Below are 8,337 nucleotides of genomic sequence, written 5' to 3' on the forward strand. Positions count from 1 at the left end.
TTGAGAGCGGGGTGCGCCGGTTCGCCTCCGGCTGCCAGTCACGGTTGCAAAGAGCGAAGTCACCTTCGACATGGCATCTCTTTGAGAGAGATGCTGGGCGCTTCGGGTTTGCTTCGTCGTCCGACCTTCTGGTCTTGCGACCTCGGTCTTCCGACTTCCGCACTTCCGAAGAGCCCCTCGGCTTCTTCACCCCTTGGCGGCTGTCCGGCCTCTTGTCCGGATACCTACCGACTGACACACGACCACAGGCACGTGCGAAATTGGGCAAGTCCGCACATAAGCGTTTTGACTCTGCTTCGCAAGAATTTTTTTAGGCTGCGGACAGAATTGCCTAACATCTGCTTGCGCGCTGTTGCGCGAGCGACGCGGAAGATGAACGCGCGTTAAGTTTTCGCCGCGCTGCGCGTGTTGCCCACGCGCGAGCAGCGTCAGCCGCGCTTGGTGAAGGGCTCGATGCGCTGAGCGCCGCGGATGAAGGCGGTCATGACGAGCACGCCGAGTGCGAACAGCACGGCCTGCAGGATATGGGCGCCCTGGTCGCCGAGCCCGAACAGGATCGCGAGCGCCCAGCCGCCGGCAAAGGCCGCGCCGAACACCTCAGCGCCGATCAGGATGGCGGCGCTGATGACTGTGATGACGCTGGGCCAGACGATCTGGCGGGACGATGAAGAAGGCGCGTTCATGGCTTCAGGGGATCCTGGCTTCGAGGGCCGCAATCTCCCCGAAAAGGCGGCCGGGGGCAAGGGCAAACGGCCCAAAAAAGCCCCACGCGTGCTATAGCTGGCCGCAACAATCGAGCCACGAAATTCGGGACTTGTGATGTCAGAACCCCGCCAAATGACGGACGCCGAGACCAATCCGCTGCTGAAGGCCTGGGTGACGCCGTTCGCGACCCCGCCTTTCGACGAGATCAAGCCGGAGCACTTCCTGCCAGCCTTCGAGCAGGCCTTCGCCGACCACGCCGCCGAGATCGCAGCGATCACCAACGATCCGGCGGCGCCCGACTTCGCCAACACCATCACGGCGCTGGAGCGCTCGGGCAAGCTCTTGAGCAAGGTAGCGGCGGTCTTCTACGACCTCGTCTCGGCGCATTCCAACCCGGCCATCTTGGAGATCGACAAGGAGGTCTCCTTGCGGATGGCGCGGCACTGGAATCCGATCATGATGAACGCCGTGCTGTTCGGCCGCATCGCCCATCTGCACGAGAACCGCGCAGGTCTCGGTCTCACGCCCGAGCAGCTCCGCCTCTTAGAGCGCACCTACACCCGCTTCCATCGCGCCGGCGCCGGCCTCTCTGAAGAGGCCAAGACGCGGATGGCCGAAATCAACGAGAGGCTGGCCCAGCTCGGCACCAGCTTCAGCCACCATCTGCTCGGCGACGAGCAGGACTGGTTCCTGGAGCTCGGGGAGGCCGACCGCGACGGCCTGCCGGAGAGCTTCATCGCCAGCGCCAAGGCTGCAGCAGAAGAGCGCGGCATGGCAGGCAAGGCCATCGTCACGCTGTCGCGCTCCTCGGTCGAGACGTTCCTGAAAAGCTCCGCCCGGCGTGACCTCCGCGAGAAGGTCTACAAGGCCTTCATCGCGCGCGGCGACAACGGCAACGCCAACGACAACAACGTGACGATTGTCGAGATCCTGAAGCTGCGCGAGGAGAGCGCTAGGCTCCTGGGCTATCCGACCTACGCCGCCTACCGGCTCGAAGATTCCATGGCCAAGACGCCGGACGCGGTGCGCAGCCTGCTCGAGCGGGTCTGGAAGCCCGCTCGGGCCCGGGCGCTGGCCGACCGAGACGAGATGCAGGCGCTGATCACGGAAGAGGGCGGCAATTTCAAGCTCGCCCCCTGGGACTGGCGCTTCTACGCCGAGAAGCTGCGTCTGCAGCGCGCCAATTTCGACGATTCCGCGATCAAGCCGTATCTCGGCCTCGACAACATGATCGCCGCCGCCTTCGACTGCGCCACGCGCCTGTTCGGCGTCACCTTCGAGGAGCGCAAGGACGTTCCGGTCTGGCATCCCGACGTCCGGGTCTGGGAGATGAAGGACAGGGGCGGCAAGCACAAGGCGCTGTTCTATGGCGACTACTTCGCCCGGCCGTCGAAGCGCTCCGGCGCCTGGATGACCTCGCTGCGCGACCAGCAGAAGCTCGACGGCGACATCGCGCCGCTGGTTCTCAACATCTGCAATTTCGCCAAGGGTGCCGGCGGCGAGCCGTCGCTGCTGTCGCCCGACGATGCCCGCACCCTGTTCCACGAATTCGGCCACGGCCTGCACGGCATGCTCTCCAACGTGACCTATCCCTCACTGTCGGGCACCTCCGTGTTCACCGACTTCGTCGAGCTGCCGTCGCAACTCTACGAGCACTGGCAGGAGCGGCCCGAGGTGCTGCAGAAGTTCGCCCGCCACTACCAGACCGGCGAGCCGCTGCCGGACGACCTGCTGCAACGCTTCCTCGCCGCGCGAAAATTCAACCAGGGCTTTGCCACGGTCGAGTTCGTCTCCTCGGCGCTCATTGACCTGGAATTCCACACCCAGCCGGCAGCCGCCGCGCAGGATGTCCGCGCCTTCGAGCGACGCGAGCTGGAGAAGATCGGCATGCCCGAGGAGATCGCGCTGCGTCATCGTCCGACGCAGTTCGGCCACATCTTCACCGGCGACCATTACGCCGCCGGCTATTACAGCTACATGTGGTCGGAGGTGATGGACGCCGACGCCTTCGGCGCGTTCGAGGAGGCCGGCGACATCTTCGATCCTTCGGTGGCCAAGCGTCTGCACGACGACATCTATTCGTCAGGCGGATCGGTCGATCCGGAAGCCGCCTACGAGGCGTTCCGCGGCCGGCCGCCAGAGCCGGACGCGCTGCTCCGCCGCCGCGGCCTGCTCGAAGACGCCGAGGCGGCCTCATGAGCATGCGCGCCCTGTTCGGATGCCTGCTTGCCGCCGCGATGACGCTCGTATCAGGTGCGGCGAGCGCGCATCCGCATGTTTGGATCACCGCGACCAGCGAATTGCTCTACGCGGCCGACGGCAGCATCACCGGCGTGCGCCATGCCTGGACCTTCGACGACATGTTCTCGGCCTATGCGGTGCAGGGGCTCGAGAGCAAGACCAAGGGCGCCTACACGAGCGAGGAGCTCAAGCCGCTGGCGCAGACCAACGTCGAGTCGCTGAAGGAATACGCCTACTTCACCTTCGCCAAGGCCGACGGCAAGAAGGAGCGATTCCAGGAGCCGGTCGACTATTTCCTCGACTACAAGGACACGGTGCTGACCCTGCACTTCACCTTGCCGCTGAAGAACGCGGTCAAGCCCAAGCAGCTGGTGCTCGAAGTGTTCGACCGCTCCTTCTTCATCGACTTCCAGATGGCCAAGGACAGTCCGGTCAAGCTGGTCGGTGCGCCCGCGGGGTGCCAGATGAGGCTGGAGCGGCCGAACGACGGCACCGCGAGCGCCCAGAAGCTGAACGAGCAGACCTTCCTGAACGGCGAGAACTCGAATTTCGGCATGATGTTCGCCAACAAGATCACGGTGGATTGCCCTTGAAGCCGCAACTCTCTCCGCTCGCGCGCGGGCTGCTCGCCTCTGCTGCCGTGCTGCTGGTCATGGCTGTGACTGACGCCGCGCTTCATGATCTTCTCGCGCAAAACCCGTTCGGCGCACCGCGACCGGCGCAGGCGGCCAAGCCTGAAGCGAGCGGCCTCATCGGCTGGCTCCTGGCCAAGCAGTCGGAATTCTATCGCCAGATGTCGGCAACCATCCGCGCCGCAAAATCCGACGGCTCGGCGGTGTGGACGCTGCTCTTCATCTCGTTCGCCTATGGCATCTTCCACGCCGCCGGTCCCGGCCACGGCAAGGCGGTGATCGCCTCCTATCTGGTCGCGAACCGCGAGACGGCGCGGCGCGGCATCGCGCTGTCCTTTGCCTCGGCCCTGATGCAGTCGCTGGTCGCGATCCTCATCGTCGGTATCTCGGCCTGGGTGCTGAATGCGACGGCCAAGACGATGTGCAAAGCCGAAGGGGTGATCGAGATCGCGAGCTACGCCCTGATCGCGCTGTTCGGCCTGCGCCTTACCTGGGTCAAGGGCCGCACCTTCATCGGCGCACTTCAGGCTGCCCAGCCGGTGCCGGCGATGGCGGGCGTGCCGCACGACCATGATCACCACCATCATGATGCGCACGATCATCATCACCACGATCACCGCCATGATCATCACCATGGCCACGGCCACGCTCACCATCATCACGGGCACGATCACGTTCATGACCAGCATTGCGGCCATTCCCACGGACCCACGCCCAGCGAGCTCGCCGGCCCCGGCGGCTGGTGGCGCGGCTTCGCTGCGATCCTGACTGTCGGCATCCGCCCCTGCTCGGGCGCGATCCTGGTCCTGGTGTTCGCGCTGGCGCAGGGCCTGTTCTGGGCCGGCATCGCCGCGACCTTCCTGATGGGATTGGGCACCGCGATCACGGTGGCGGCCATCGCTGTCATCGCCGTCTCCGCCAAGGATATCGCCGCCCGCCTCAGCGCCGGCCGCGACGGCGGTGGCGCGCTGTTCATGCGCGGCATCGAGTTCGGCGCCGCGGGTCTGGTTCTGCTGTTCGGCGTCGGCCTCCTGTTCGGCTACATCGCCGCCGAACGGACGACGTGTTTTTGAGTGCTCTTCCCCTCTCCCCTTGTGGGAGAGGGTGGCTCGCCGCAGAGCGGCGAGACGGGTGAGGGGTATGTCTCCGCGAACGCTGAGCCGAGTTTGAGGAAATACCCCTCATCCGGCGCTTCGCGCCACCTTCTCCCACAAGGGGAGAAGGAAGAAGGTCACACCGGCAGAAACCGCTTCAACGCCGGCATGAAGAAGATCCCGAGATTGATCGCAAAGCCGATGCTCCAGAGGATCGAGCGCAGCGTCGGGCGGTTGCCGAGATAAGTCAGCACATAGGCGATCCGCACGATCAGGAACAGCGCCGCCAGCTCGTCGATCAGGCGCTGCGGCGAGTCCCTGTATTCGGCGAGCAGCACCGCGAAAGCGAAGAACGGAAAGGTCTCGATGCCGTTCTGGTGCGCGCCGAGCGCGCGTTGCGAGAGGGCGTCCTCGTAGAAGGCGGGGTCGCGCGGCCGGGAATTGTCGAAGCGGCGAAACTTGATCCATTTGACCGCGGCGATCGTTGACAGATAGAGCAACAGCGCCCCGAATACACACCATTCCGCAAGCGTCATCGGCCTCCCCCTTGGTGCGACCCTAGCGAACCCCGGCTCATCTTGACAAGTTCGGACCAACGCGCGACCCAACCAGTCATGAACAGCGTCGTCCCCCTCGAGACCGCGAAACCGGCCACCCAAACCGCCCTGCCGCGTGTCGGCGTGCTCCTGATCAATCTCGGAACGCCCGATACGGCCGATGCTCCAGGCGTGCGGATCTACCTCAAGGAGTTCCTCAGCGACGCCCGCGTCATCGAGGACCAGGGCCTGATCTGGAAGCTGGTGCTGAACGGAATCATCCTGCGCAGCCGTCCACGCACCAAGGCGCTCGACTACCAGAAGATCTGGAACAACGAGCGGAACGAGTCGCCGCTGAAGACCATCACGCGCTCGCAACGCGACAAGCTCGCCACCGCTTTGTCGGACCGCGACAATGTCGTCGTCGATTGGGCGATGCGCTACGGCAATCCGTCGATCAAGTCGGGCATCGAGGCGCTGATCGCGAAGGGCTGCGAGCGCATCCTGGCCGTGCCGCTCTATCCGCAATATTCGGCCTCGACCTCGGCGACCGTCTGCGACGAGGTCTTCCGCGTGCTCGCGCAGCTGCGCAACCAGCCGACGCTGCGGGTGACGCCGCCTTATTACGAGGACGCGGCCTATATCGAGGCGCTCGCAACTTCGATCGAGGCGCACCTGGCGACGCTGTCCTTCGAGCCGGAGCTGATCGTGGCGTCCTTCCACGGCATGCCGAAAGCCTACGTCGACAAGGGCGATCCCTATCAGCAGCACTGCATCGCGACGACGGAGGCGCTGCGCCGCCGGCTCGGCATGGACGAGACCAAGCTGCTGCTGACCTTCCAGTCGCGCTTCGGCAACGACGAGTGGCTGCAGCCCTATACCGACAAGACCATGGAGCGGCTTGGCAAGGAAGGCGTGCGCCGCATCGCGGTGGTGACGCCGGGCTTTTCCGCCGACTGCCTGGAGACGCTGGAGGAGATCGCGCAGGAGAACGCCGAGATCTTCAAGCACAATGGCGGCGAGCAGTTTTCCGCGATTCCCTGCCTCAACGACAGCGGACCGGGCATGGACGTGATCCGCACCCTGGTGCTGCGCGAGCTCCAGGGCTGGATCTGACGTTACGCCTGTCGGCAAATCTTAACCTTTGCCGCTAGGTCTGCGCCGGCATCCTTTCAAGAGCGTCCTTCCAAATACATAATGGCCGCCATCCTTTCTGTACGCCTTGTGCGGATTTGGCCCGATGCCGACGTTACGCGTGACCGCTGAACCGGTAGGCTATCGATCCAGACCAAATGACAGCGCCGGAAAGGGCCTTTTGCCCGCCTTGGAGGAGATATGAGCGGCTTCGACATTTTCGCGATTGTTCTGGTGTTGCTTGTCATCGTCACGCTGGTCGCCGGCGTGAAGACGGTGCCGCAGGGCTATGACTGGACCATCGAGCGGTTCGGCAAATACACCCAGACGCTGAGCCCCGGGCTCAACCTGATCGTGCCCTATTTCGATCGTGTCGGACGCAAGATCAACATGATGGAGCAGGTGATCGACATTCCCGAGCAGGAGGTGATCACCAAGGACAACGCCACCGTGACGGTCGACGGCGTTGCCTTCTTCCAGGTGTTCGATGCCGCCAAGGCGAGCTACGAGGTTGCCAACCTGAACCAGGCGATCACGGTGCTGACCATGACCAACATCCGCTCGGTGATGGGCTCGATGGACCTCGATCAAGTGCTGTCGCACCGCGACGAGATCAACGAGCGTCTGCTCCGCGTGGTCGACGCCGCGGTCTCGCCCTGGGGCGTCAAGGTCAACCGCATCGAGATCAAGGACATCGTGCCGCCCGCCGACCTGGTCGAGGCCATGGGCCGGCAGATGAAGGCCGAGCGCGTCAAGCGCGCCGACATCCTCGCGGCCGAAGGCCAGCGCCAGTCCGAGATTCTGCGCGCCGAGGGCGCCAAGCAGGGCCAGATCCTCCAGGCCGAAGGCCGCCGCGAGGCCGCCTTCCGCGACGCCGAGGCGCGCGAGCGTCTCGCCGAAGCCGAAGCCAAGGCGACTCAAGCCGTGTCGGAGGCCATCTCCAAGGGCGATGTCGCCGCGTTGAACTATTTCATCGCCGACAAATATATCAAGGCATTCGGCCAGTTCGCCGATGCTCCGAACCAGAAGATCATCATGCTGCCGGTGGAAGCCGTGAGCATGCTCGGCTCGCTCGCCGGCATCGGCGAGATCGCCAAGGCGACGTTCGGCGAGAGTGCCGCATCCGCAGCCGCTGCTGCGCGCCGCGGCGGATCGGTCCCGTCGTCGGGCCCGACGCCGCCCGCGGTGCCGCCACAGTAACGGGGCTGTCTCACAGAGGTCGTGTCATGACCGACATGTTCGTATCGCTCGGCAACTGGAATTGGCTGATCCTCGGTTTCATCCTGATGGTGCTGGAGGTGCTGGCGCCGGGCATCTTCCTGTTCTGGCTCGGGCTCGCTGCGCTGCTGGTCGGCCTGATCTCGTTCGTGGCTGCGATCTCCTGGCAGATCCAGCTCGTGATGTTCGCGATCTTTGCCGCCGCGGCCGTGCCGGTCTGGCGCCGTCTCGCCAAGCCGATGCCGAATGCCAGCGCCAGCCCGTTCCTCAACAAGCGCAGCGAAGCCTTGCTCGGTCGTGAATTCACGCTGGAGAAGCCGATCATCGACGGCACCGGCACCGTGCGCATCGGCGACACGGTGTGGCGCGTGGCGGGTCCCGATACACCCGCGGGCACGCGGGTGAAGGTGGTGCAGGTGGACGGCGCGAATCTGACCGTGGCGGCGGCGTGAGGATTCTTCGCTTACCCTCCCCTGGAGGGGCAGGGGAATCGCATGTGATCCTAAGGCATTGCGATTTGGAGAGAAATCGATTCTGAAGGTGGCTCCTGGAGTTGGAAGGAGCGACCCATGGATCGATTTTCGGAGTGCTTCGAAGACCTGCCCGACCCACGTGCGGACAATGCGCTGCACGATCTGACGGAGCTCTTGTTCATCGCCCTGATGGCCACGTTGTGCGGAGCGACGAGTTGCACCGACATGGCGCTGTTTGCGCGGCTGAAGGCTTATCTTTGGCAGGACGTGCTGGTGCTTAAGCATGGATTGCCGAGCCATGACA

At 64.5% G+C, this 8,337-nt stretch carries 9 protein-coding genes; 7 read left to right on the top strand and 2 right to left on the bottom strand.

Going from position 1 to position 8,337, the window contains the following annotated elements; genetic code table 11:
- Positions 1 to 428: 428 nt before the first annotated feature.
- On the bottom strand, positions 429 to 683 hold the full coding sequence (locus HZZ16_RS31325; RefSeq protein ID WP_197953880.1) for a hypothetical protein: 255 nt from the start codon (positions 681 to 683) through the stop codon (positions 429 to 431).
- Between the two features lie 136 nt (positions 684 to 819).
- On the opposite strand from HZZ16_RS31325, the gene HZZ16_RS31330 reads away from it, so the two are divergent.
- The 3 genes from HZZ16_RS31330 to HZZ16_RS31340 are packed head-to-tail and all read left to right on the top strand — an operon-like array spanning position 820 to position 4,651.
- On the top strand, positions 820 to 2,904 hold the full coding sequence (locus HZZ16_RS31330) for a M3 family metallopeptidase (protein WP_197953883.1): 2,085 nt from the start codon (positions 820 to 822) through the stop codon (positions 2,902 to 2,904).
- Positions 2,901 to 3,539: a DUF1007 family protein gene (locus HZZ16_RS31335; protein ID WP_197953886.1), complete on the top strand. Its 639-nt coding sequence runs from the start codon at positions 2,901 to 2,903 to the stop codon at positions 3,537 to 3,539. The genes HZZ16_RS31330 and HZZ16_RS31335 overlap by 4 nt, the downstream gene beginning before the upstream one ends.
- A complete protein-coding gene (locus HZZ16_RS31340; protein ID WP_197953888.1) occupies positions 3,536 to 4,651 on the top strand; it encodes a nickel/cobalt transporter in 1,116 nt (371 codons plus the stop codon). The genes HZZ16_RS31335 and HZZ16_RS31340 overlap by 4 nt, the downstream gene beginning before the upstream one ends.
- A 158-nt stretch (positions 4,652 to 4,809) precedes the next feature.
- On the opposite strand, the gene HZZ16_RS31345 is transcribed toward HZZ16_RS31340, so the two are convergent.
- Positions 4,810 to 5,208, bottom strand: coding sequence for an MAPEG family protein (locus HZZ16_RS31345; RefSeq protein ID WP_197953894.1), 399 nt, complete (start codon positions 5,206 to 5,208; stop codon positions 4,810 to 4,812).
- Between the two features lie 78 nt (positions 5,209 to 5,286).
- Between HZZ16_RS31345 and hemH the strand changes: the two genes are divergently transcribed.
- The 4 genes from hemH to HZZ16_RS31365 all read left to right on the top strand — a co-directional run.
- Positions 5,287 to 6,324: a ferrochelatase gene (hemH, locus tag HZZ16_RS31350; RefSeq protein WP_197953896.1), complete on the top strand. Its 1,038-nt coding sequence runs from the start codon at positions 5,287 to 5,289 to the stop codon at positions 6,322 to 6,324.
- A 219-nt stretch (positions 6,325 to 6,543) separates the two neighbouring features.
- Positions 6,544 to 7,542 (top strand): SPFH domain-containing protein, encoded by a 999-nt coding sequence (locus HZZ16_RS31355; RefSeq protein ID WP_197953897.1) that lies wholly within the window; start codon positions 6,544 to 6,546, stop codon positions 7,540 to 7,542.
- A gap of 26 nt (positions 7,543 to 7,568) precedes the next feature.
- Positions 7,569 to 8,012, top strand: coding sequence for an NfeD family protein (locus tag HZZ16_RS31360; protein WP_197953898.1), 444 nt, complete (start codon positions 7,569 to 7,571; stop codon positions 8,010 to 8,012).
- 117 nt (positions 8,013 to 8,129) lie between these two features.
- Positions 8,130 to 8,337 (top strand): transposase family protein (locus tag HZZ16_RS31365; protein WP_197951663.1); only part of this gene is annotated, 208 nt, incomplete at its 3' end.

The organism is Bradyrhizobium glycinis (genome assembly GCF_016031655.1).
Classification (GTDB): domain Bacteria; phylum Pseudomonadota; class Alphaproteobacteria; order Rhizobiales; family Xanthobacteraceae; genus Bradyrhizobium; species Bradyrhizobium glycinis.